Source organism: Massilia sp. CCM 8734 (genome assembly GCF_011682155.1).
GTDB lineage: Bacteria > Pseudomonadota > Gammaproteobacteria > Burkholderiales > Burkholderiaceae_D > Telluria_A > Telluria_A rubra.
In genome coordinates this window covers 109,855-132,119 of sequence record NZ_WHJI01000009.1, presented here as the reverse complement: position 1 = coordinate 132,119, position 22,265 = coordinate 109,855, and the positions used below count along the sequence as shown (strand labels likewise).

Genomic DNA, 22,265 nt, shown 5'->3' with positions numbered 1-22,265 from the left:
CTTATCTCTCCTGCCGTGGTTGACGGCGCACCAGCAAGGTGGCCAGGTAGCCCATCGCGTCGTTGGCGACCAGGTCGCCAACGCCCGAGGCCAGCAATTCTCCGGGCAGGCCGATGCGGCGCGCAAAGGCGCAGTGGTCGGCAATGCGCATCTCGCGCAGCAGGTCGAGCACCCAGCCGAGGCGCGGGCCGACCTTCATCAGCACCACGATGTCATGCGTCAGGATGTCGTTGCGCAGTTCTTCCACCGTTTCGGGGCATGGCAAGATCAATACCCGCTCCTTGCCCTCCCCCAGCGGCCATGCCAGCGCCGATGCTGCGGCCGCGTAGCTGGTAATGCCCGGGAAGGTACGCTGCGGCAGGTCCGGAATGCGCGCACGCAGGGCCGCCAGCACGTAGCCGTAGGTCGAATAGGTGAGCGAGTCGCCTATCGTCAAGTAGGCCACGTTGCGCCCGGCGCGCAGTTCCAGCGCGATGGCGTCGGCCAGCTGCGCGTAATGCTCGCTCAGGACCGAGCGGTCCGGGTCCATGTTAAATTCGATCTCGCGCAGCTTGGCCGGGTCGATGTCGATCCCGGCCAGGCACTGGAGCGCGACGGACAGCTCGGCCCCGCGCGCGCGCGGCGCGTAAACCAGGTCGGCGCGACGCAGTGCATCCAGCGCCGCCAGCGGAAGGTAGCCGGCCGGACCAGGGCCGACCCCGATACCCCAAAGGGTGCCAATGCGGGTACCGATACTCATGCGTCCACCCCCAGCGGGTTGCCGGCCAGGTCGAACAGGCGCACTTCGAGGCGCTTGACCGACGGCACGCGCGCGTGCGCGAGCACGCCGATACGGCGCTCGATCTCGATCCACACCGCCTTGGCGAAGGGCTCACTCTTTAAACGTTCCATTGCTGCTTCCACTGTGTTTGCATTTTCTATTTCGTGTACCAGTTGCGCATCGCCGCCCATCTGCGCGACCACGCGCGCGACGCCGGCCATTGCCATGCTGCTTTTGCTCGAATGCGTATCCCAAAACCCGTCCAGCACCTTGGCCAGCTTGCCCGGGTGGCCGGCGAGCCACAGCACATCGAGGCAGCGACCGGCTTCGCGCAGGGCCTTTTCGGTGAAGTCCAGCGCGTCGCCGAGAAAGTTCGCGATCTGCACCGAGCGTTCGTCCGGCAGGCCCAGGACGCCGCTGGCGAACTCGCGCCCGATTTTGCCGGGCAGGTAAGCCACGCTGTCGGTGCTCGCAGCCAGCGCCACCCGCACATACACTTCCACCGACGCGATCCAGGTTGACAGCGACATCGGCTCCACGATCCCCGAGGTGCCGAGAATCGAGATGCCGCCCACGATGCCCAGGCGCGGATTGAAGGTCTTGCGCGCGATGACGTCCCCGTTTTCGCAGCCGATAGTCAGGTCGAAGCCGCTGTCGGGCGGCTCCGCCATGGCGTCGTCCAGCATTTCCTCCACCGCGCGCCGCATCATCTGGCGCGGCACCGGGTTAATCGCCGGCTCGCCCACCGCCACGCGCAGGCCGGGACGGGTTGCCGTGCCGACGCCACGCCCTGCAAAAAAGCGCACCACGCGCGCATCGTTGCGCCGCACTTCGGCAAAGATGGTGGCGCCGTGCGTGTTGTCCGGATCGTCGCCACCGTCTTTCAACACCTCGGCCCGCGCTGCGCCACCATCGCTCCAACCCACCATCTGGATTGGCACTTCAAGGTAATGCGCGCCGTCGGGCAGGCTGATCCGGACAGCCTCGCCGCGCGCACCGTGCAGCAGCAGGCCGAGCGCCGCCTTGACCGCCGCCGTGGCGCAGCTGCCTGTGGTGCGGCCGCGCCGCAGCCCGTTTAACGCCAGGACCGAAAGATCGAACCGGACCCGTTCAACGCGCTTCATACCCTGCAAGCTGATTGAGCGCATCAATCATCAGGCCATTGACCACGCTCGCCGCCCATGGCGATCCGCCGCGCGTGCCGCTGTTGGTAATGCGCGGCACCTGCAGGCAGCGCCGCAGCTCGTCCTTGGTTTCGCGCGTGCCGACAAAGCCGACCGGCAGGCCGATGACCAGTTGCGGGCGCCAGCCATGGTCGCGGATCAAGCGCACCGCTTCGGCAATCGCGGTCGGTGCGTCGCCGATCGACAGCACCACGTCGTTGCCGAACTTTTGCCAGCCGCGCCGGATGCCCGCCGCCGAACGCGTAATGCCTTCGGCCGCCGACATCAGGTGCGTTTCGCGGTCATGCACGCCGCACCAGGTGTCGATGCCGAGGGTTTCGAGAAGTTGACGTTTCAGGCCCGTCTGCACCATGGTCACATCGGTCAGCACGCGCTTGCAGCGCAACAGCGCCAGGATGCCGCTTTCGACCGCGCCCGGCGAAAAGTACATATCGTCCACCGCGCCGAAGTCGCCGCTGGTATGCACCAGGCGTTGGAGAATCGTCATGTGCGAAGCTGGAAAACCCGACCAGTCGCGCCCTGCGGCGATGATCTGGAAGCTCTCCGCCTCGATCGGATGCGGGTCGTACGGCGCGTAGCTTGGCGCGGCCGCCCCTTGCGGTACCTGCGGCTCCTGCGCCAGCAAGCCGCGTACCGCCAGGTGGTGCGCTTGCTGCGGCTCGCCCACCTGCTGCTCGAAGCCGACGATCTGGACGCGGTATTTGCACAGCGAGCAGTTCATCGCGGCGCGCCCGGCCACCGCCTCGCGCGCGCGTTCGATCATCACGTCGGCCACGTGCGAATGCACGCCGAAGTAGCCGGCCTTGAGCACTTCCAGCCCCGGCTCGCGCTCGCGCAGGTCATCGGCGGCCGCGTAGATGCGCTTGACCAGCACACCGTCGAACAAAAAGAACGGCAGGACCACCAGGCGCTGGTAGCCCATGCGGGCGGCGGCGCGCAGGCCGTCGGCCACCAGCGGCGTGGCCGTACCCGAATAGCATACGTAGACGCCACCGAAGCCCATGCCCTCTTCCAGCATGCGCGCCAGCTTGGCGACTTCTCCATTGGCGTCCGGGTCGGTGGTGCCGCGTCCGACCAGCACCAGGCAGGTGTCGGAGCGGCGCACCGTCAGCGGCGACCTTGCCTCGGCTTCGACGATGCGTTCCTGCGCCAGTTGCAGCAGTTGCGGGTGCAGGTTCATCGGCGCGCCGAAATGGAAATCGATGTCCGGGTAATCGCGCGCCATGGCCTGCACTTCGGCCGGCATGTCGTTCTTGGCGTGGCGGGCGGCCAGCAGCACGCCGGGCACCACCGCTACCTGGCGCGTGCCGGCGGCCAGATTGGCCTGTACCGCTTCGGCGATGGTGGGACTGGAAAACTCCAGATAGCCATGCGTGACAACGTCGTTCGGCGCGCGCGCGCGCACCAGTTCGACCAGCGCTTCGAATTCGCGCACGGCGTCCGGGTCCCGACTGCCGTGGCCCGCGACGACGATGCCGAGTTTTTCTTGTTGGGTCATGGTGCGGGCGCCGCCTCGATCTGGCTGGCCATCGGCGCGAGCGTACGAATCAGCATGATGCTCATGTCGGAACAGGTATGGCTGGCGCATTCGAGCAGGCTGCCATGCCATTCGGCTTCACCGCGTGTCAGGTTTTCCCACACTTCGGTCGGATGATCGGGCGAGATGCCGTTTTCCAGCAGGTAGGCCGCGATATGCCACGGCATGAACGAGCGCGCCGCATCCCACGGACACGGGATCACGATCGCGTTGCGCTGGTCCTGCAGCACATGCACGAGGTGGCGCTTGAACGGATCGAGGTCGCCACGGCGGTGGAAGGTGATGAAGGTGGTCTCGTCGAAGCACACCTTGGCGCGTGACGCCAGGATCTGGGCCGACGAAATACCGGGCAGCGATTCGACCGGGTGCCCGCACGCGCGTTCGACCCGTTCCAGGTACTGGAAGCCGCTGAAGTGGATGTCGCCCATGAACACGACCACGCAGCGCTTGCCCGCATGGTGCAGGCGCGCCACCTCGTCGAGCTGCGCTACCTGGTCGCGGTAGGCCATGCCGATGACATGGGCCTCGGCCGGAATCAGGCTTTGAACGACGTTCAGTACCGCGTCGAAGCCGGCGACGACGTCGGCCTCGCGAATAAGCTGCGCGCCGCGCTGCGTCAGGTAGCCGACATCGCCGGGTCCCGCGCCTATGCAAATAATCATGTAGAACTGCTCCTCATATTCTGTGTTGTCAGGTGGGCGCCAGGCGCGCGCGGATGGTCAGCGCCAGGTTGTCGGCCGACAGCTGCTCGAGCGTCAGGCATTCGGCGCCCAGGGTGTGCGCCAGTTGCGCGGCGCGTCCGAGGCGCAAATAGCCGCTCTCGGTATCGAGCACCAGCGCGGGCACGCCGCGTTCGGCCAGCTTGCCGGCCAGGTCGAGCGACTCGCGCCAGGCGTCGCCATCGGCCGCCAGCGGTACGTTGGCCTTGCCATCGGTGAGCAGCACCATCAGCGCCGGGGCGCGGTGGGCCGATTTTTCCAGCGTGTCGAGCGCTAGGTGCAGCGCGTGCGGCAGGGGCGTGCGCCCGCCGGTCGGCAGGTCGGACAAGCCCTGCTCCGCACGGTCCACGCTACCCGTCGGCGCCAGCAGCAGGTGCGCCGACTGGCCCCGGAACGAGATCACGGCCACCGTGTCGCGCCGCTGGTACGCATCGGTCAGCAGGGCCAGCACGGCGCCCTTGACCGCTTCCATGCGACGCTGGGCGGCCATCGAGCCGGAGGCGTCGACCACGAACAAGATCAGGTTGGCGCTTTTGCCGACCCGGATCTGCTGGTGCAGGTCGGCCCGCGTGACCTGCACGTGGCCCGGCTCGCGCATGGCGGCGCTGAGTAAAGTCGCGCCGATGGCGATGCTGGTCGGCTGCTCGTCGGGCACGGCCCGCACCACTCTTCCGCGCGCGGCGCCCATCGCTTCGCTGCGGCGGCCCGCGCTGCTGTGGCCCGAGGTCGATTCGACCACGATGCGCGGCGCGGCGGCGCTGGGCGCGGCTGCGAACACCTGCTCTTCGCCTTGTTCATCGGATGGCGTCTGTTCGCCGTCGTCGGATTCGCTGGCGTCGTCCTGCGCGGGCGGCGGCGGCGATGCGTCGCGCATCAATTCGTCCAGGCGGTCATGATCGAGGCCCGGTTGTTCGAAGGGTTTGCGGCGGCGCCGGTGCGGCAGCACCAGTTCGGCCGCGCTGCGCAGATCGGCCGGCGTGACTTGCAGCCGTCCGTCCAGCGCGGCCAGGGCGCGCGACGCTTTATGCATGACGATGTCCGCACGCAGGCTCGCTACCTCGAATTCGCAACACAAGTGGCTGATCAGGTCCAGCATGGCGTCGTCCAGCGCTACCTGCGGCAGCAGGCGCTGGGCTTCGGCCAGTTGGCGGTGCAAGGCCTGCTGCTGCTCTTCCCACGCCGCGCAAAATGCCGCGGGATCGGCTTCGAAGGCGATCCGGCGGCGCACCACTTCCGAGCGCACTTTCTTGTCGCGCGGGGCCGCCACTTCGACCATCAGGGCAAAGCGGTCCAGCAGCTGCGGGCGCAGGTCGCCTTCTTCCAGGTTCATGGTGCCGACCAGCGTAAAACGCGCCGGGTGGCGGATCGACAGCCCTTCGCGCTGCACCGAATTGACGCCCATCGCCGCCACGTCGAGCAGAACGTCGACCAGATGGTCGGCCAGCAGGTTGACTTCATCTATATATAGTACGCCCCGGTGCGCCGCCGCCAGCAAGCCAGGCTGGAACACGCGCTGGCCACCTTGCAGGGCGCGCGCAAGATCAACGCTGCCGATCACGCGGTCTTCGGTCGCGCCCAGCGGCAGGGTCACGAATGGCACCGGGGCCAGGCGCGGCGCGCCGCTGGCGCAGGCGTCGCAGTGCTCGGACACCGAACCGGCGCCGCAGTTGTAGGCGCAGCCGGCGACCGTGTCGATATGCGGCAGCACGTCGGCCAGCGCGCGCGCCGCCGTGCTCTTGGCAGTGCCCTTGTCGCCGCGAATGAGCACACCGCCCATGCCGGGATCGACCGCGCACAGCATCAGCGCGCGCTGCAACTGCGGCTGGCCGACGATGGCCGAAAACGGAAAGTTCATGATCTTCATCTTATCCATTGCGCGCCGTTTCGCCGCGCGCTTCGAGCAGGGTTTCGCTATCGAGATACAGTTCGCGCAGCTTGGCCAGTGTTTCCGGACGCGGCTCGGCCCACATGCCACGGCTGGCCGCTTCCAGCAGGCGTTCGGCAATCGCGTTCTGCGCCCACGGATTGGCTTCTTCCAGGAAGCGCTGCATGGTGTCGTCGAAGCCGTAGGCCTGGGCGACGTCTTCGTACATCCAGTCGTCCATGACCTGCGCCGTGGCGTCGTAGCCGAACAGGTAGTCGACGGTGGCCGTCAGTTCCAGCCCGCCCTTGTAACCGTGGCGCTGGATGCTGGCCAGCCATTTGGGATTGACCACGCGCGAGCGGAACACGCGCAGGGTTTCTTCCTTCAGGTCGCGCACCTGCGCGCGCGCCGGATCGGCGCTGTCGCCGAAGTAGTGGCGCGGCTGCTGGCCGGTCAGCGCGCGGATGGTGGCGATCATCCCGCCGTGGAATTGCAGGTAGTCGTCGCTGTCGAAAATGTCGTGTTCACGGTTGTCCTGGTTGTGCAGGGCAACCTGCACGCCGGACAGGCGCACCTTGAAGGCGTCGCGCTGGTCGGCGCCCTGTTCACCGCGCGCGTAGGCGTAGCCGCCCCAGTTGACGTAGGCTTCGGCGAAATCGGCGTCGGCTTCCCAGTTCTTGTGCTGGATCAAGGGCAGGATGCCGGCGCCGTAGCTGCCCGGCTTGGCGCCGAACACGCGGTACGACGCGCGCCGCGCGCCCTCTTCCGGGCTCAGTCCCTGCTCTATCCAGCCTCCGAGTTCGGCCAGGTAGTGCTTGCGCACGAAGTTGTGCGTGAGCGGTTCGTCGAGCGCGATGACGGTGTTCACGGCATCGTCGATCAGGTCGATCAGTTGCGGGAACGCGTCGCGGAAAAAGCCGCTGATGCGGGTCGTAACGTCAATGCGCGGGCGTTTCAGTTCGTCGAGCGGGATCACTTCCACGCCGCTCACCTGGCGGCTTTCGGCGCGCCATACCGGGCGTACGCCGAGCAGCGCCAGGATCTGGGCCACGTCGTCGCCGTGGGTGCGCATTGCGCTGGTGCCCCAGATGCTGATGGCGACGCTCTCGGGATACTCGCCGGTTTCGCGCTCGTGCCGCGTCAGTACCTCGTGCGCCAGTTGCAGGCCGACGCGCCAGGCCGATTGCGACGGCACGCTGCGCGGGTCGACCGAGTAGAAGTTGCGCCCCGTCGGCAGGATGTGCGCCATGCCGCGCGTGGGCGAACCACTTGGGCCGGCCGGTATGTATTCGCCGGACAGGCCATTGATCAGGTTGTCGATTTCGTCGGTGGCGCGCGCCAGGTTCGGCACCAGCTGGCTGCACGCGAAACCGAGCACCTTGCGCAGCGCGTCGAAACGATCGACTGCCGGCGCGGCCGGCGCGATGGGGGAAACAGCAGCGCGCACGGCAGCGGGCGCGGGACGTGCCTTGCCCATTTGCGAGAGCATGCTCGATTTGACCCGCATGGCCGGTTGCAGCAGCGGCGCGGCCACCTGGTCGCCGTCGATGTCGGCAAAGACGAGGTTGAGCACTTCATCGATGGCGGCCGGGCGGTATTCGCGCGCCGCCAGTTCGGTAAACAAGCGCAGGCACAAGGCGTCGATGGCGTCGAGCGCATCCGAGCGCGTGACCACGGCGCACTGCGCCAGCCGCGCCAGTGCCGGCGCCACGTTGATGCGGCGCCCCTTTTGATCGAGCAGCAGGTCCATCGTCAGGCCGAACAGTTTCGACACTTCGGCCTGCAGGCCCGGAATATCCAGGTTGGGCAGGCGCGTGAGCGATACCAGCATGGCCGGCATCTGTTCCGCGTCCGGACCGCCGCCGAGAATGTGCAGGCCGTCACGGATCTGGGCAGAACCGAGCTCGCACAGATAACCGTCAAGATCCTCGATCAGGTGGGCCACGTCGGAGCCACCCATCGACGCCAGCGCGGCCGGCAGCTCGCCGTCTTCTTCGTGGTGATGATCGTGATCGTGATCATGGTCGTGATGATGGTGATGGCCGTGTCCATGATCGTGATCATGGTCATGATCATGATCATGGTGCAGCAGGCGCGCCTGCAGGTCGGCATTCAGGTTGGTCTGCTTGACCAGTTCCCAGATCTGCTGCTGCAACAGCGGCAGCTTGGCCGGGTCCAGCACTTCGACCTGATAATACTCGTCGACCAGTTGCGTGAGCTGCGCCAGCGCACCGTAGGTATCGGCGGTGGTCATCGGCGGCGTCAGGTGGTCGACCACGACCGCGTGCGCGCGCCGCTTCGCCTGCGAACCTTCGCCCGGATCGTTGATGATGAACGGGTAAAACAGCGGCAAGTCGCCCAGCAAGGCGTCCGGGAAGCAGTTCTGCGACAGGCCCACCCCTTTACCGGGCAGCCATTCCATCGTGCCGTGCTTGCCGACGTGGACGATGGCGTCGGCGCGCCAGACATCGCGCAGCCAGCGGTACAGGGCGTAATAATGGTGGGTCGGCGGCAGGTCGCTCTGGTGATAGATCGCGTCCGGATCCATGCCGTAGCCGCGCGGCGGTTGCAACGCGACGAAGGTATTGCCCAATTCGATACCGGCCAGCGCCAGGTGGCCGTCGCACACATACGCTTCGCCCGGCGCCGCGCCCCACTGGCCGCTCATTTTCTCCTGCATGTCGGGCGTGAGCTCGGCAAACCATTGCGCGTACAGCGCGGCGGGCACGCGGCCGGCGGCGTTGCGCAACTGCTCGGTGGTCACGTAAATCTGGTCGTACGAACAGCGCGCAACCAGGTCGTGGATCAGCGTCGTGCCGTCGGCGGGCGGCTGGCCGACGTCGTAGCCGGCATCGCGCATGGCGTCCAGGATGCGCATCAGCGAAGCCGGGGCGTCCAGCCCGACCGCATTGCCGATCTGGGACGCCTTGCTGCTCGAATTGGTGAACATGAAGGCGACGCGCTTCTCGACGTTGGGCACGTGCTTGAGGCGTGCAAAGCGCGCGGCGATGCCGGCCACGCGCGCCACCCGGTCCGGCACCGGCTCGTATTCGACCGCGTCGCCCTGCAGGCCGGCGGCGCGCGACTTGAACGACACCGGCGCGGTGATGATGCGCCCGTCGAATTCGGGCAGCACCACGTTCATCGCGGTATCGAGCGGATTGAGTCCGCGCGCGGACTGCTCCCACTGCGGCAGGGTCATGCCGCTGGTGATCGCTTGCAGCACCGGCACGTTCAGCGTTTCCAGCACACCTACCGACCAGCCGGCCGGCGTGGGGCCGCCAGGCGTAATCTCGCCCATCGCGAACGATGTCGTGTTGATCAATACGTCGATATGCACCCCGCGCGCATCGCTGAAGTAGCGCAGCGCGTCCGGGAGCTCGCCGCCGCCGCCGGCGCCGCTGCGCAAGGACGACGTAAACACCGGCAGCACGTTCATGCCGCGCTTTTCCAGCGCGTCGAGCAGCGCGTCGATGAAGCGCGTGTTCCCGCTCATCCAATGCGCGCGGTAGAACACAATGCCGGCACTCGGCGCGCCGGCTTTGCGCAGCGCCAGCCAGTCGTCGATGCCGGCGCCCTGCGCCAGGTCGGGATGATAAATGCCGTGTTCCGGCAGCGCCAGCGCGCTTTCGTACCCGAATCCGGTCAGCAGCAGATGATCTGACAAATAGCGCAGCAACTGCGCCAGGTTGCCGCTGCCGCCGCAATGGAAGTAGTTCAGTGTTTGTTGCAGCACGTCCGGTGCGACGGTCGACACCGCGGCCAGCTCCGGATCGGGCTCGCCGGTGCCGCTGATGGCGATCAGGTGCTGGCCGGTGCGGCGCGCGTGGCTTACCAGGTCGGCAAAACCGGGGACGCTGCCGAGTCGCCCGAGTACTCGCAAGATGATGATGCGCGCGCCCTGCACCTCGCGCGCGAGCAGCGCCGTGGCGCCGCCATCAGCGTCGAGCCCTTGCAGGTTCACGCCCGCCACCGCGCCGAACTCGGGCGGCAACTGGCTTACGGCGTGGTGCAGGACCGTCAGGTCGTTCGATGCGTGGGTAAGCAGCGCGATGGGCGTCGGGCCTTGAGGAAAATCAGGTGTCATTGTCCGCCACGAGTGTGTCGCCTTCGCCGATGCGATGGAAAATCAGGTCGGTCACTTCCGCGCCGCCAATCAGGTGTTCGCTGACGATGCGCGCGGCCGCCGCTTCGTCGACGCGCCGGTACCACACGCCTTCGGGATACACCACCACGATCGGCCCTTCATTGCGGCAAGCGACCATGCAGTGGGTGCGGGTGCGCTTGACGCACAAGTCCGGATGCGCGTCAATCTCGCGCCCCATATGCTCGAACACGGCCTGCGCCTGCACGCCGTTTTCGGTGCAGCGCGGGCCGACGCACATGAACACGTGCCGGTCGTGGGTGCGCATCGGTCAGCCGAACTTCTTGTAGAAGTAGCCCGACAGCGCGCCCATGGCCAGCCAGAAGGCGGCATTCGCCAGCAAGGTCGCGTACAGGAAGCTGCGTGCCAGCTCGGGCGGCGCACTGCTCGAATGCAGCGCCGGCTGCGGCGATCCGATCAGGTGCGGCACGAACAGCAGCAAGGCGCCTGCGATCTTGAGCGGCCAGTTTTTGGCGAAGACCAGCAGCGCCAGGCCGCCGACACTGGCCGCGACGGTGGCGGTCCACCAGAGCTGGCGCGCCAGCAGCGGCGCGGCGACGGTGCCCGGCAGCTCGGGCGGCAAGCCGATCGAGGGCGCAACAAAGAACGCCGTGTAGCCGGCCGCACCCCACAACAGGCCCGCGCGCCAGCCGCTTGCACGGCCGTGCAGGCTGATGGCCGCCGCCAGCAGCAGCGCAAAACCGACGCCGGCGCTGATATTGGCCACCGCCGTGTAGAAGGTGCGTTCAAGACCGTCGTCCGGCTGCCAGCCGCCGTGTTCATGCGCGCCGCCTTCCGCATGCTCGTGCGGCGTGGCGTCGGCGTGGCTGTGCGGCGCGGCCACTTCCAGCGCTTTGGGCGCGGCGCTTTCGAACACCTCGGCCTGCAGGATGATGGGCGCCACTTGCACCTGCTGCACGCCGGTCAGAAGCAGGCCGGCCAGGATGCCGGCCGCCGCCGCGCTGGCGAGAATGCGGTTAAAGGTGCCCAGGCCCGTTGAGGGCGCGGTGCGAATCAGTGACATGGAAAGCCGGCCGAGTGACGGCTGTCGTGCGCCGCGTTGTGCAGCGTTTCCATCGAGGCGAAGCCGGCGCCGAACAGCAGCACGGCGCCAAGGCTGGCGGCGCACATGGCTTGCACGATGCGCTCCTTGATGGCGGTAAACGGGACTTGTTCGTCAAAGGTGGGGGTGACGCTGCGGATCGACGACATGGCATTCCTTCCAAAAGCACTGCGCATAGAGCCAGTCCAATGCAGACGCGCGCGTCTTGCCATGGCCGGCAACCGGGGGCTTGTACGAAGAGAAGGAACATGAGATGGGTGCGGTACGCAGCGATCCACCTGGATCGCCCTCCGCGATACAAACGACTTACCGCTTCGGCTGGTTTCCGGGCTGGCGAGTGGCGGGGCCAAAGCCCACTTCCGGGATATGCGCCTTCCCATGCTTTGCACAGTGGCGTGATACACATCCTTGACTCGCTTACCGTTGCGGGGGCAGCGCCGGCTTTGCTCCGTGGAGGAGCGCACCGGCTTCCCATTTAATCCGGCAAACGATCGTTTGCCAGAACCAGAAGCTTGACTACCGGCGAAGTATAGGTCTGGACTATATAAATTGCAAGGTTGCGCGCGAGGTGGGCGTCGCAGTGCGCGTCGCGGTGCGTGTATTTACCAGTCGCGCCATTGTTCGGTGATGTCTTCGTCGGCTTGCAGGCCGGCATCCTTGGCAACCAGGTAGATGATGTCACACAGTTTTTCGCGCTCTTCGGTCTCGATCACGCCGCCGGCGCGTTCATCGAACTCGTTGAGGGCCACGACGACGCGTTCAACTTCTTTCATGATCGCTGCATGATCGGCAGGCTTGGAGAGCTTGTCGATGGCGGCGGCGTATGCGTCGAGGATATTCGCGCACTCGTCGATTTCGGCCTTGCCGTACGGGGGCTCGTTGTCCGGGTCTTCGGCGCAGCGCTCCATGTAGGCAGCCATCTCGTCGAGCAGGTCGGCGCGGATTGAGGCGATGTCGGGATTCGGTGGCATGACGCAGCACTCCTTCAAAATTGATGGGGTGCCAATGTAGCATGAAGCGGCGCGCCGGCGCCTTGCATTACTCGCTGAATTCGATGTCCATCTGCTTGCCGTCGTAGCAGAATGTCATCTGCTCGCCTTCTTCGTCGCGGATCTCCAGCACACCGCCGGCTTCGACGAAGGGTCCGAGCGTGTCGAACAGGCGAATCAGCCAGTTGGTGATGATCTCGATATCGCCGCCGTCGATCAGCAGCGCGCCTTCCTGGCGCTGGCTGGTGAAGCCGATCGATTCAAGGAAAGCCGGGAAGTCCCGTTCGGCGCGTGCGCGTTCGGCGAAAAAGGAGTCGCATCCTTCGAACGATGTGCGAATCGCGTTGAACGCCTCCGGTTGCCGGGCGTTCCTGATAACGATGCTGGCATCGTAGATCCATGCTGCAGTACTCACTTGCACTCCCAATTCGTCAGAAGACTGGCGCGGTCGGTACGCAGCCAGGATCGTATTTCCTGACGACAGTTTTACATGCCTTTCAAAAACTGTCAAAGCGCCGATGAAGGGCGTTGTTTTCGGAGCGCAGGTCAAGGATAAACGAACGACTTGACCAAGGTCAGTTCGCCCGGCGCGCGCAATGGCACGCGCACCACTTCCTGGCGCTCGTTCGGTGAATTTTCGTTGGTGATGATCGCCACCTGCGCCACCGTCAGGATGCCGCTGTCCTGGCCGGCCCCGTAATAGTTCACATAGACGTGGTAGTTCCCCTTCGGCGGCGCGGCGCTGGAAAAAATCTCCGGGCCATAACCTGTGGTGACGTCGACATCGAGCGCGCCGCCGTTGGGCATGACCCGGTTGCCGTACCACGAGTGGCCGCCGTCGGGCGCGACCACGTGCAGGTCGACATCGGTGCCGTCACTGTCCCACGACAGCACCACGCGCAGGCGCGACTGGGTCTTGCCGGCGTACGAATCGAGGAACTGGGTGCGATTGCGCGCCTTGCCGTCGGGCGAGCGCACTTCCACGCTGTTCGACCCGCGTCCGAAGGCATACGGGCGCGCGAAGCTGCCATCTTCCTGCACCGCCATCGGCATCGCCACGCCGTTGACCACCAGGGTGGCCGGCTTGCTCTTGCCCTTGCCGCCGATGCGCCCGCGAATCTCGGCCGTCGGACTCTGCCCCTCCTGCACGCTGACCGACGCCGCCGGATAATTCACATCCTGCGAATACGCCTCTTTGGCGCCCTTGGAATTGCGCCAGCCGCTGTTGGGCGAGTCGATCTTCACCTGGGCCAGGGCGGTGGTGGACAACAGCAGTGCGGATATCAACAGTATTTTCATGATCAGGTGTGGTGGGATTATTGATGCGCTTCCAGGCGCGTATCGACCAGGCGCCGCGCCAGTTGTTCGACCAGGACTTCATCCTGCCCGCTCGGGTGGTTGCGCAGGCCCAGGTGCAGGAACTCGTGCGCCAGGGTGATGCGGTCTTCGCGGCTGGCCAGGCCGCGCAAATAGATCCGGTTACGCGACTGCTCCGAATACGGCGCACCGCGCACCAGATGGCATACCGCCGGCGGTTCGGCCGGTGTTTCGTAGCCGGCCTGTTTGCGCAGCACGCGCTCCCACTGCGGCAGTTCGCGCGCCAGCCACGCCTGCGCGCCGGGCAGGCGCACGCACTGCTGCGAGTCGCCGCCCGAGAGCGTGGTCAGGTCGGCGCCGGGATAGGCCGCCGTCAGGATGGCGTCGAAACGCATTCCCCGCTGCGCCTCTTCCACCGCCTGGCTCCACGCCATGGTGTCCTTCGACGCCGTATCGGCGTGATAGCGCACGTTCACGCCGGACAGCACCAGCTGGTCGGTCCAGTCGGCGATGGCGCGCGCCGCCACGCTGGCCGGCTGGGGAGCGACGCGCTGCGTGGCGCTGCTGTCGGCGATGCGCTGGCAACCCTCGGCCCACTGCGCGTTCTGCTGCAGATAGGTACGCGCCGCCACCGCCAGCGCCTTGGCTGCCTCCGGCGCGCTGGTACCGCCCTCACGGTCGATCACGCGCGCCACGTACTCGTTGACCCCGAATCGTCCGGTCAGGCGCGTCCGGCCCTGCGGATCGCGCTCCAGCACCATGTCGTTCTGGCTGAAAAACGCCAGGCTGCGGCCGTTCTTGAAGCGCACCTGGTACGGCCCGCGAAGGAGTCCCGGCACGGCGGCGTTGCGCCCTGCCGCCACCGCCTTGATCGGATAGCGCGCGAAGTAATCGACCACCACGCAGCCCGCGTCAAGTGGCGCCGCCGCCGACGGCAAGGTACTGGCCAGGCGCGGCGCCCATTTTTCCAGGATGCGGCTGCTGGTGTCGGCGCCGCCGAACCACAGCGGCGTGCCATCGGCCAGCCAGCCGGCCGCGCCGCCGAGCCGCTCGGTCGTGCGCTGCGGATGGTGCCACGAGTAGGTCTTCACGCGCAGGCGGCTGCCGAACCAGCTGGCGGTGTTGACGCCGCGCGCGCCCAGCACCACGTGCAGCAGCGCCGACTCGGCGTCCTTGCGGCTGTCGGCCGGAATGCTGGCCAGCGCCAGCATCAGGCTGCGCAGGCTGACCAGGCGTTCCGGCGCCAGGTTGGCCGGGTCGGCCAGCCAGTCGTATTCGCCGCTCGCATCGCGCCCGAGACGCTCGCTCCAATATTGCTGCCACGGGCGACGCGTAAGCATTAACCGGGCCGGCGAGAAAAACAGGCCGCACGACTGCGCCAGCGCCAGGTCGCGCGCGATGCTTTTACCGGCGGTGCAGCAGTACACTTCCTCGTTCTTTTGGCCGCCGCAGGTGTAGTCCGGGGTCGGCATTTTTTTGTCGATCGCATACACGTACACGAACAGCTTCCACAGGCTGCCCAGCGGCACCTGGCGCGCGCCGTCGAAGGGCGCGCGCCTGCTGCCGCCCTTGTCGTCGAGCTGCAGCGCGGTGAGCTGGCCGTCGCGCCACCACGCCACATCGAGCGTGGCCGCCTGCGCCAGTGGTGCGCACAGCGCCAGCGCCAATGCGCATCGGCTTGACCGCCATGCCGGCATTATTCGACCTGCAAGGTGCGCATGGTCTTGCCCTCGCCTTCCAGCGCCTTGTTCTCGGGCTGGTACATGCGGTAGTAGCGCGCCGGCGGCAGCACGTAACTGCCTTTTTGCGCAAAGCGCAGCAGATGGCGCACGCGCAGCGGTTCGGCCAGTGGCTCGACCGGCACCACGTAGCCTTCACGGCGCGATTCATGGCGCGCAGCTTCCAGCGCTTCCTTTTTCTCGCCGGCGAGCGTCATGCCCCAGGTGGTTGCCTCGACCGAGGCGCCGGGCGGCAGCGCCACTTCGAGCAGGCCATAGCGGTACTTCGCGCCGGCCGCCGGCGTGAGCGTGATTTCGTCCAGGTACAGCGCGTCGGTGCGCAACGCCTCGCCGTTTTTCACGGGCACGGGGCTGAAGGTCTTGTCCTTCTGCTCCATGCGCATCAGGCGCCGCTCGATCTTGACCGGCAGCGTATGCGTTTCCGCTTCGCGGCTGTCGTACTGGATGATGGCCACCGTGTTCTCCGGCGCGGCTTCGGCCAGTTGCAACTGGGTCGGCACACCCTTCACAGGCTGCCAGCGGAACAAGGCCTGGCCGAGCGGGCTGGCCGATTTCTGCCAGGTGCCGGTGAGCGCGACGCCGGCGTCTTTCGCGGCCGGCGGGCCGCCCAGCTTCTTCTGTACCCACACCAAGGTCAGCGCGCGGTCCAGGGTCGCCATGTCGGAGCGCACCGCGCCCAGCACGGCGTCGGCCTGGCTGGCCGGCAGCTGCCCGCCCAGCATCAGCAAGGCTTGCGCCAGTGGCGCCGGGTTGGCGCGCAAGGTGGTCCACGCGGCGCTGACTTGCTCCTGCAGTTCGGGGACGAGCGCCACGCCATCGTTGGCGGCGATCACCGACAGCAGGGCCAGGGTCAGCGCCTGCGAGTTGCCGCTTTCGGCGGTGAGCAGCATGCTGCTGGTCGGCGCCAGCGCGGCCGGCTTGGCGTCGAGTTTTGTCTTGGCCAGTTCGTCGGCCAGGCCGGAAGCGAGCGTCTTGACCGGCAAGCCCATTTCCTGCGCCAGCCACAGGGTCAGCGCACGGTACAGCACCGGCTCTTTCAGGCCTTCCTTGCCGTACATGGCCAGCAAACCTTGCCAGTGCTCGGGCGGCATCTCGATGCGCAGCGCGCGCGCCGCGTACCAGTCGGCGTAATAGGCGTAGGCCGTCATCAGCGAATTGCCGGCCGTGGCATTGCCCCACCAGCCGAATTGCGCTTCCGGACCAGCCATCGACACCAGTCGCAGGCGCTGCGCCTGCAAGGTGTTCAAGAGGCGCAGTTGCACCGGGCCGGCTTCCGGGCCGAGGTTCTGCAATCCGAGCGCCAGCGGAATCAGGCGGCTCGATGTCTGTTCCACGCAACCGTACGGATACTCGATCAGGTCGTCGGCGATGCGCGCGAAGTGGCTGGCTGCGCCGCTGGCGAACGAAACGCGGATATTGCGCGCGTCCGCCGGCAGCGTGACTGGCACGCTAGCGCCGGTCAGCGGCACGCTCAGGGTGCGTGGGCTGTTCCAGGCGGCCGGCAATGCCTGCACGTCGGTGTCGAGCGCGTCGACCAGTTTGCCGTCCTGTTTGACTTCAAGGCGCATCGGGCCACTGTAGGCCGGCAGCGGGAACTGCACATAGTTCACGCCACGGCGGGCGGTGATCTTCTCGGTCTTGACGACCGCGCCGGCGGTGAGGGTTACTTCAACAGGCTGGTCGCTGGCGGTCTGGTTGAACACCGCTACCGATGCCTGCGGCGCGTCGCCCACGCGCATCCAGTCCGGCGCGGTCCACTTGGCGAAGAAGTTCTTGTCCGAGCGCAGATAGCCGCTGTGCTGGCCGACCCGCCCCTGCGCATCCATGGCGCGGCCGGTGATGCGCCAGCGCGTCAGTGCGTCAGGCATGGTGAAGGTGACGCGCGCGCGGCCGTCGGCGTCGGTCTTGAGCGCGGGCGCCCACAGGGCCGTGTCTACATTGTCGCGACGCGGGCGTTCCAGCACTTTGACGCCACGCTCATTGTAGTTATGGCGCGCGGGGGCGCCGGCGCTGCGCCCGGCGGCCAGGTCGTAGCTGATGAACGACAGGCTGGCGGTGGTGCGCACGTTGTTGCGGCGCGGGTGGTAGAAGAAGTCGCCGATATCGGGCGCGATCTCCGGCTGCAGCACGTAGATCATTTCGTCGACCACGCCCAGCGTGACCAGGGTCGATACCGGTTTGCCGTCCATTTGCGCGGTGACGTCGATGGTGACCTTCTCGCCCGGCTGGTAGACTTCCTTGTCGGTCTTGAACTGCAGCGCGATGCGCGGCTCGACGATCTGGATGCCGGCGTTCTGGAACACGAAGTCGCCCTTGCGCGTGTACGCCACCGAGAACGTGATGTTCGGGCCGTAGTCGTCCTTGACGGGAATCTTCACGCGCCACTGGTTCGGCGCCACGCGCACCGGCTTGATCCAGTCGGCGCCGGCGGTGAGCAGGCCAACCTGTTCGACCTTGTCGCGCTCGAGCGTCAGCAAGGCCTGGTCGACCGGGTCGGCGAAGGTGATCAGCGCTTCGGCGGTGTCGCCGGCGCGGTAGCGTTCATGGTCAAGCACGATCTCGATGCTGCCCGGCGTGGCCGCCAGCCCCTGGCCGCTGACCCAGTGGCTGGTGCCGCCGACCAGGTTGTTCTGGGCGTCGCGCAGGCTCAGTTGATACGAACCCGATGCAGGGAAATTCACATCCCAGGTCGGCTTGGCAGCGTCGAACACGCCCTCGGTTTTGGTCTGCTTTTCGAGCTGGATCATCTCCCAGCGCACCGGCTTGGCGCCTGCGGTGGCCTCGGCCGCAACGTCGAAGCGCACCGTTTCGCCGGGCGCGGAAAAGCGCCGCTGCGCCTTGACCGTGTACTGGCTGGCCGAGCGCTCGATCATCAGTTCGCGGGTGCTCCTGACGCGGTAGGCCGCGCCGTCAGAGGCCAGTACGGTGAGGATGTAGCGCGACGGGTCCTTGGCCTGCGGCAGGACGAAATCGACATTGCCCTTGCCGTCGCTGACCAGTTCCTGGGTCTTCAATTCGACCGGGAACGCGCCGCTGTAGCGCAATTCGCCTTCGACCATGGCGTTTTTCTGGGCGCGCAGGGTCAGCGACAGGCTGGCTTTGGCGACCGGCGTGCCGTCCGGGTAGCGCAATTCGATGCGACCCTTGACATCTTCGCCAGTCTTGAAATCAGCCTTGGCCGGGACCAGGTTGATCTCGAAATGCGGCTTGACGTAGTCGGCCACGCGGAAGGCGGCGCCGTACTGGGTGTCGCGGTAGGTGAAGCGCAGTTCGTAGCCGCCGGCGCCGGCGTTGTCGGGCAGGCGGAAGCGCGTATCGCTGCCGGTTTCCCCGATCAGTTGCAGTGAATGCGTCAGCAGCGGCGTGCCGTTCGGATCGAACACGGTCAGCGCCAGCGGCGCCGTCACGGCCGCCTGCGAGGTGCGCGCGCCGGTAAATTCGCGGCCGATGAACTTGACGTTGACTTCGTCGCCCGGCCGGTACAGCGGACGGTCGGTAACGGCATACACCTTGGTGTTATAGATTTCGCTGTCGTAGTAAAAATTCTCGGACACGAACACGCCGCCGCTGCGGTCTTCGCCCATCACATACGTGTGCTCAGGGCTGCCGCGATCGAGCGAGACCACGCCATTGGCGCCGGTGCGGCCCGATTGCAGCACGCCGCTGCCGTCGGTCCAGGTGACGTCGACGTCCGGCACCGCGGCGCCGTTGTCGCGCCGCGCGGCCCACACCAGCATCTGGTTGGCAGACACCTTGGTAATGGCCATCGTGTCCGACACGAACACCAGGGTGGTGGCGCGGTGCTCGCCGATGATCGCCTCGACCAGGTACAGGCCCGGTTTGCGCTGGCCGATCGGGATCATCACGTTGCCGGCGCTGGTGGCCATGAATTCGCTGCTCGAGCCTTCCATCTTGATGCCGGCCGGCGGCGTGATGATCTGCGCCTTCCAGACCGGGTAGCGGAAGCGGTCGACCAGATCGTAGCCCTTGAGCGGCTCGTACTGCGGCTGCTGGCGGAACGGCACCGGGCGCGTGATCGATTCGCTGGTGGCCAGCTTGGGCTGGGCGCTGGTGACCGCCTCGCGCGCATCGTTCGAAAACAGCTTGCGCCAGGCCATGCGCGACTGCTTCCACCAGCGGTCCCACAGCATGGTCAGGGTGTTGAGCAAGCCCTCGCCCTTGTAATTGCCGGCCACCTGCACGCGATGCAGGTTGCGCTGCTTTTTCAGGAACTCGAGCGGCTCTGGCACGCGGTACACCAGCACATCGACGCCGCCGTACTCCTCCAGGTTGGAGCGCGCCATATCGCGCCCCGGCACTTCCAGGCGCACCTTGGCCACTTCGCCGCTGCCGTAGGCCGCGTCGGACAGCAGGAAGAACGGTTCGCCCTTGAAGCTGGTGTAATTGGTGCCGGACGGTGCGGCGCTGGCCTCGGCGGGCTTGGCCTGGGCCTCGACTGCCTCGGCCTCCTGGGCCGGCGCCAGCGCGGGCACGAAGGCGCACAGCAGCACCAGCAGCGCCATGGCGCGCGTGATCGGATTGTTCATGTTAAAAACGCCAGCCGGAACATGCCGGCGAAATTGGGATTGTCGACCGCTGGTTGCCACCGCGTGTCCTTCCAGGTTTTGAGTTGTGGGACATCAACGGTACGCAGTCCGTTGTCGTTCGGTGTGACGGTGCCGGTGTGGTACGCGATGCGCGCGCCCATCCAGACCATCAGGTGATGTTCGTCGCCCTGGTCGAAAAACAGCAGGTCGCCGGGCTGCGCCTGATTGACGTCGCGCCCGATGAAGCGGCTGTTGTTCTGCACCAGGCCGATGGCCGACACATAATGGCCGACCGTGCCGCCAGTCTGCACCCAGCGGTTGCGCAGCACTTGCTGGGCCGGCGTCAGTTCGAGTTCGGGCGGCAGCTGGCCGTCGCTGCCGATGCCGTTGGCGCGCATCCACCGGGCGTCATGCACGGTCAGCGCCTCGTTCACGGCAAAGCGCACCAGGCCTGCGCAGTCGCGGTGTTGCCAGCGCGGCGACGGGCCCTGCTCCATCTGCGCGTTCACGATGCGCAGCATCCACGCCTGGAAGGCGCGGCTCTGCGCCTTCGACAGGTAGGCGGGCATGGCGGCGGCCGGCGCGCCGGTGAGCGCGCGCGCCAACGGCAGCACGGCGCAGCCGGCGGCGAGGCCGAGCAGGTGACGGCGGGTGACTGCCATCATTTATCGATCGCCTGCCACTCGACCTGCTGCCAGCTCACGCCACTGGCGGGCAGCGACTTGAGCACGAGCCGGTATGGCGGATATTTTTTGAGCGCGTTCAGGCGCGGCACCAGGTGCGCGTCGGCGGCGGCGCGCAGCACCGGCTCGCGCGCGGACGGCAGCGCGTCGAAGGCTTCCTTGCGGATCAACTCGGCCAGCGCGGACGGCGCGATCAGGCCCACCGTGCGCGAGGAATCGCTCAGGCGGTCGGCAATCGCCGGGGCCTGCTTGCGGGCGACCGCCAGCGCCTGTTCGACCAGCTTGCGGTCTGGCGAAAACAGCACGGTCTGGCCGCTCACCGCCAGGGTCGGATGCTGGGGACCGATGCCGGTGGCGACTTCGCGCTGCCACAGCGTGGCGCCGTTCGGGCCCGCCGATTTTTGCACCGCCCCGCTTTTCTTGTTGCCGATGGCGGCCGCGAACAGCGCGCCATACAGCTCGTCGCTGCCGCCCGCCTTGCGGGTGGCCACCACCAGCGGCGTGTACAGGCGCGAGGTGCCGTACCAGCAGACGGCGGCCGGTCCCGTCAACTGTTCGGACAGTGGCGCCACGTTGGACGACGCGTCGACGTCGCCCAGCACCGTCTTCATGGCGGCCCAATCCGCGGGCAAGGCGAAGCAGGCGGCCGGATTATGCGGCAGCACCGGCCACAGGGCGCGGTTGTCGTAGCCGCCGGCGGCCAGCTTGCCGGCGTCGACCAGCGCGCGCGTCTGCCACTGGCCCTTGGTAAAGTCGAAACGCAGCGCGTCGAGCGCGCCGAAGAATGGCTGGTAGCCGAAGGCCAGCACGTCGGCCTTGACCGCCACGCTGTGACCGTCGACCGGCTGGGCGTCCAGGTGGAACTGCTGGCGCAAGGCCTGCTGTTTTTTCGGATCGGCGGCGAGCAGGTTGGCCACCGTCGTCTCGGCTTTGCCGTCGGCCTTGCCGTCGGCGCCGAACACCATGGCCGGATCGGACAGGATCACCATGCGCGTGCCGCGCGCGGCGATCAGCAAGGTGCGCTTGTGGGCGTAATTGAGCGAGTACAGCGCGACCTTGTCGCCCTCGACGCGAATCTCGCCGGCCAGCGTCATCTGGGTGTCCTTGAGCGCGACCTTGCCCGCTTGTTCGAGCAGGCGCGTCATGCTGTTGCGCGAAACGGCGATGGCGAAGTGCTTGAGCGAGCCGTCTTCTTCGCGCCACAAGGCCACGTCGGCCGGCTCGTCGAGCACCGTGCGGATCAATTGGTCGCCCCAGCCCAGTTGATGTTCATAGGCGATGCGGCGCAAGGCGCCCTGCAGGCCCAGTTTGTCGCCATTCTGCTCATAATAGAACACGAAATCCTCGCGCAGCACGTCGCGCGCCAGCGGAATGGTGAGCAGGTCGCGCGGCAGCGACGACAGGCTTTTGGTCACGATCAGCGCGTCGGGCTGCGACAAGTCGATGTTCAGGCCCTTGCCGTGGTGCGCTTTCTTCCAGCCGAACATGGCATAGCCAGCCACGGCGGCGGCGCACAGGGCGACGCCCGCAGCGATGATTCCCAACTTTTTCTTGTTCATAGTGTATCGATGGTGACTGGCGGCGGAGGTAATGATGTTTTTCGCATAATAGCGTAGAGTATCATTTTCATGTCGCGGAAGAAAGTAAACATTCCGACAGGCGATGCGTTAGCACCTGCGCGTGAGTTTTCGGCCACACGGCGTGAGGATAGCTTCCCAA

General features: G+C 66.7%; 16 protein-coding genes and 1 riboswitch. All 16 genes read right to left on the bottom strand.

Annotation, left to right across the window (positions count from 1 at the left end; all coding sequences use genetic code 11):
* Position 1: 1 nt before the first annotated feature.
* Positions 2-739 carry a precorrin-2 C(20)-methyltransferase gene (cobI, locus tag F2P46_RS10915; RefSeq protein ID WP_166888785.1) on the bottom strand — a complete coding sequence of 246 codons (738 nt, stop codon included), beginning with the start codon at positions 737-739 and terminating at the stop codon, positions 2-4.
* Positions 736-1,884, bottom strand: a complete 1,149-nt coding sequence (gene cbiD / locus F2P46_RS10910) for a cobalt-precorrin-5B (C(1))-methyltransferase CbiD (RefSeq protein WP_166888783.1) — start codon at positions 1,882-1,884, stop codon at positions 736-738. Before cbiD ends, cobI begins: the two co-directional genes overlap by 4 nt.
* A complete protein-coding gene (locus F2P46_RS10905; RefSeq protein ID WP_166888781.1) occupies positions 1,871-3,442 on the bottom strand; it encodes a precorrin-8X methylmutase in 1,572 nt (523 codons plus the stop codon). Before F2P46_RS10905 ends, cbiD begins: the two co-directional genes overlap by 14 nt.
* Positions 3,439-4,143, bottom strand: coding sequence for a cobalt-precorrin-7 (C(5))-methyltransferase (locus F2P46_RS10900; protein WP_166870018.1), 705 nt, complete (start codon positions 4,141-4,143; stop codon positions 3,439-3,441). Before F2P46_RS10900 ends, F2P46_RS10905 begins: the two co-directional genes overlap by 4 nt.
* Before the next feature lie 28 nt (positions 4,144-4,171).
* Complete coding sequence (locus F2P46_RS10895; RefSeq protein WP_208296579.1) at positions 4,172-6,055, bottom strand: magnesium chelatase subunit D family protein; 1,884 nt, start codon at positions 6,053-6,055, stop codon at positions 4,172-4,174.
* Positions 6,056-6,065: 10 nt separating this feature from the next.
* Positions 6,066-10,151 carry a cobaltochelatase subunit CobN gene (locus tag F2P46_RS10890; protein ID WP_166888778.1) on the bottom strand — a complete coding sequence of 1,362 codons (4,086 nt, stop codon included), beginning with the start codon at positions 10,149-10,151 and terminating at the stop codon, positions 6,066-6,068.
* Positions 10,141-10,476, bottom strand: coding sequence for a ferredoxin (locus F2P46_RS10885; protein ID WP_166888777.1), 336 nt, complete (start codon positions 10,474-10,476; stop codon positions 10,141-10,143). The genes F2P46_RS10890 and F2P46_RS10885 overlap by 11 nt, the downstream gene beginning before the upstream one ends.
* 3 nt (positions 10,477-10,479) lie before the next feature.
* On the bottom strand, positions 10,480-11,232 hold the full coding sequence (locus tag F2P46_RS10880; RefSeq protein ID WP_166888776.1) for a CbtA family protein: 753 nt from the start codon (positions 11,230-11,232) through the stop codon (positions 10,480-10,482).
* Entirely contained in the window at positions 11,223-11,420 is a 198-nt protein-coding gene (locus F2P46_RS10875) for a CbtB domain-containing protein (RefSeq protein ID WP_166888775.1), read from the bottom strand. The genes F2P46_RS10880 and F2P46_RS10875 overlap by 10 nt, the downstream gene beginning before the upstream one ends.
* 149 nt (positions 11,421-11,569) lie before the next feature.
* Positions 11,570-11,795: riboswitch (cobalamin riboswitch) on the bottom strand.
* A gap of 78 nt (positions 11,796-11,873) precedes the next feature.
* The gene (locus F2P46_RS10870; protein ID WP_166888773.1) at positions 11,874-12,242 is read right to left on the bottom strand and encodes a hypothetical protein; all 369 of its coding nucleotides are present in this window, start codon (positions 12,240-12,242) and stop codon (positions 11,874-11,876) included.
* Positions 12,243-12,309: 67 nt separating this feature from the next.
* Complete coding sequence (locus tag F2P46_RS10865) at positions 12,310-12,675, bottom strand: hypothetical protein (RefSeq protein WP_166888771.1); 366 nt, start codon at positions 12,673-12,675, stop codon at positions 12,310-12,312.
* 131 nt (positions 12,676-12,806) lie between these two features.
* Positions 12,807-13,559, bottom strand: a complete 753-nt coding sequence (locus F2P46_RS10860) for a DUF2135 domain-containing protein (protein WP_166888770.1) — start codon at positions 13,557-13,559, stop codon at positions 12,807-12,809.
* A gap of 17 nt (positions 13,560-13,576) precedes the next feature.
* Positions 13,577-15,244: a DUF2300 domain-containing protein gene (locus F2P46_RS10855; protein ID WP_229509223.1), complete on the bottom strand. Its 1,668-nt coding sequence runs from the start codon at positions 15,242-15,244 to the stop codon at positions 13,577-13,579.
* Between the two features lie 29 nt (positions 15,245-15,273).
* The gene (locus F2P46_RS10850) at positions 15,274-19,863 is read right to left on the bottom strand and encodes an alpha-2-macroglobulin (RefSeq protein ID WP_166888765.1); all 4,590 of its coding nucleotides are present in this window, start codon (positions 19,861-19,863) and stop codon (positions 15,274-15,276) included.
* The gene (locus F2P46_RS10845; protein ID WP_208296578.1) at positions 19,860-20,528 is read right to left on the bottom strand and encodes a DUF1175 family protein; all 669 of its coding nucleotides are present in this window, start codon (positions 20,526-20,528) and stop codon (positions 19,860-19,862) included. The genes F2P46_RS10850 and F2P46_RS10845 overlap by 4 nt, the downstream gene beginning before the upstream one ends.
* Positions 20,525-22,105 carry a DUF2138 family protein gene (locus F2P46_RS10840; RefSeq protein WP_166888763.1) on the bottom strand — a complete coding sequence of 527 codons (1,581 nt, stop codon included), beginning with the start codon at positions 22,103-22,105 and terminating at the stop codon, positions 20,525-20,527. The genes F2P46_RS10845 and F2P46_RS10840 overlap by 4 nt, the downstream gene beginning before the upstream one ends.
* Between the last annotated feature and the right edge of the window lie 160 nt (positions 22,106-22,265).

What these genes read in the sequence shown, in the direction of transcription:
- cobI (WP_166888785.1), bottom strand. Translation starts at nt 739, where the DNA reads ATGAGTATCGGTACCCGCATTGGCACCCTTTGGGGTATCGGGGTCGGC.
- cbiD (WP_166888783.1), bottom strand. Translation starts at nt 1,884, where the DNA reads ATGAAGCGCGTTGAACGGGTCCGGTTCGATCTTTCGGTCCTGGCGTTA.
- F2P46_RS10905 (WP_166888781.1), bottom strand. Translation starts at nt 3,442, where the DNA reads ATGACCCAACAAGAAAAACTCGGCATCGTCGTCGCGGGCCACGGCAGT.
- F2P46_RS10900 (WP_166870018.1), bottom strand. Translation starts at nt 4,143, where the DNA reads ATGATTATTTGCATAGGCGCGGGACCCGGCGATGTCGGCTACCTGACG.
- F2P46_RS10895 (WP_208296579.1), bottom strand. Translation starts at nt 6,055, where the DNA reads ATGAACTTTCCGTTTTCGGCCATCGTCGGCCAGCCGCAGTTGCAGCGC.
- F2P46_RS10890 (WP_166888778.1), bottom strand. Translation starts at nt 10,151, where the DNA reads ATGACACCTGATTTTCCTCAAGGCCCGACGCCCATCGCGCTGCTTACC.
- F2P46_RS10885 (WP_166888777.1), bottom strand. Translation starts at nt 10,476, where the DNA reads ATGCGCACCCACGACCGGCACGTGTTCATGTGCGTCGGCCCGCGCTGC.
- F2P46_RS10880 (WP_166888776.1), bottom strand. Translation starts at nt 11,232, where the DNA reads ATGTCACTGATTCGCACCGCGCCCTCAACGGGCCTGGGCACCTTTAAC.
- F2P46_RS10875 (WP_166888775.1), bottom strand. Translation starts at nt 11,420, where the DNA reads ATGTCGTCGATCCGCAGCGTCACCCCCACCTTTGACGAACAAGTCCCG.
- F2P46_RS10870 (WP_166888773.1), bottom strand. Translation starts at nt 12,242, where the DNA reads ATGCCACCGAATCCCGACATCGCCTCAATCCGCGCCGACCTGCTCGAC.
- F2P46_RS10860 (WP_166888770.1), bottom strand. Translation starts at nt 13,559, where the DNA reads ATGAAAATACTGTTGATATCCGCACTGCTGTTGTCCACCACCGCCCTG.
- F2P46_RS10850 (WP_166888765.1), bottom strand. Translation starts at nt 19,863, where the DNA reads ATGAACAATCCGATCACGCGCGCCATGGCGCTGCTGGTGCTGCTGTGC.
- F2P46_RS10845 (WP_208296578.1), bottom strand. Translation starts at nt 20,528, where the DNA reads ATGATGGCAGTCACCCGCCGTCACCTGCTCGGCCTCGCCGCCGGCTGC.
- F2P46_RS10840 (WP_166888763.1), bottom strand. Translation starts at nt 22,105, where the DNA reads ATGAACAAGAAAAAGTTGGGAATCATCGCTGCGGGCGTCGCCCTGTGC.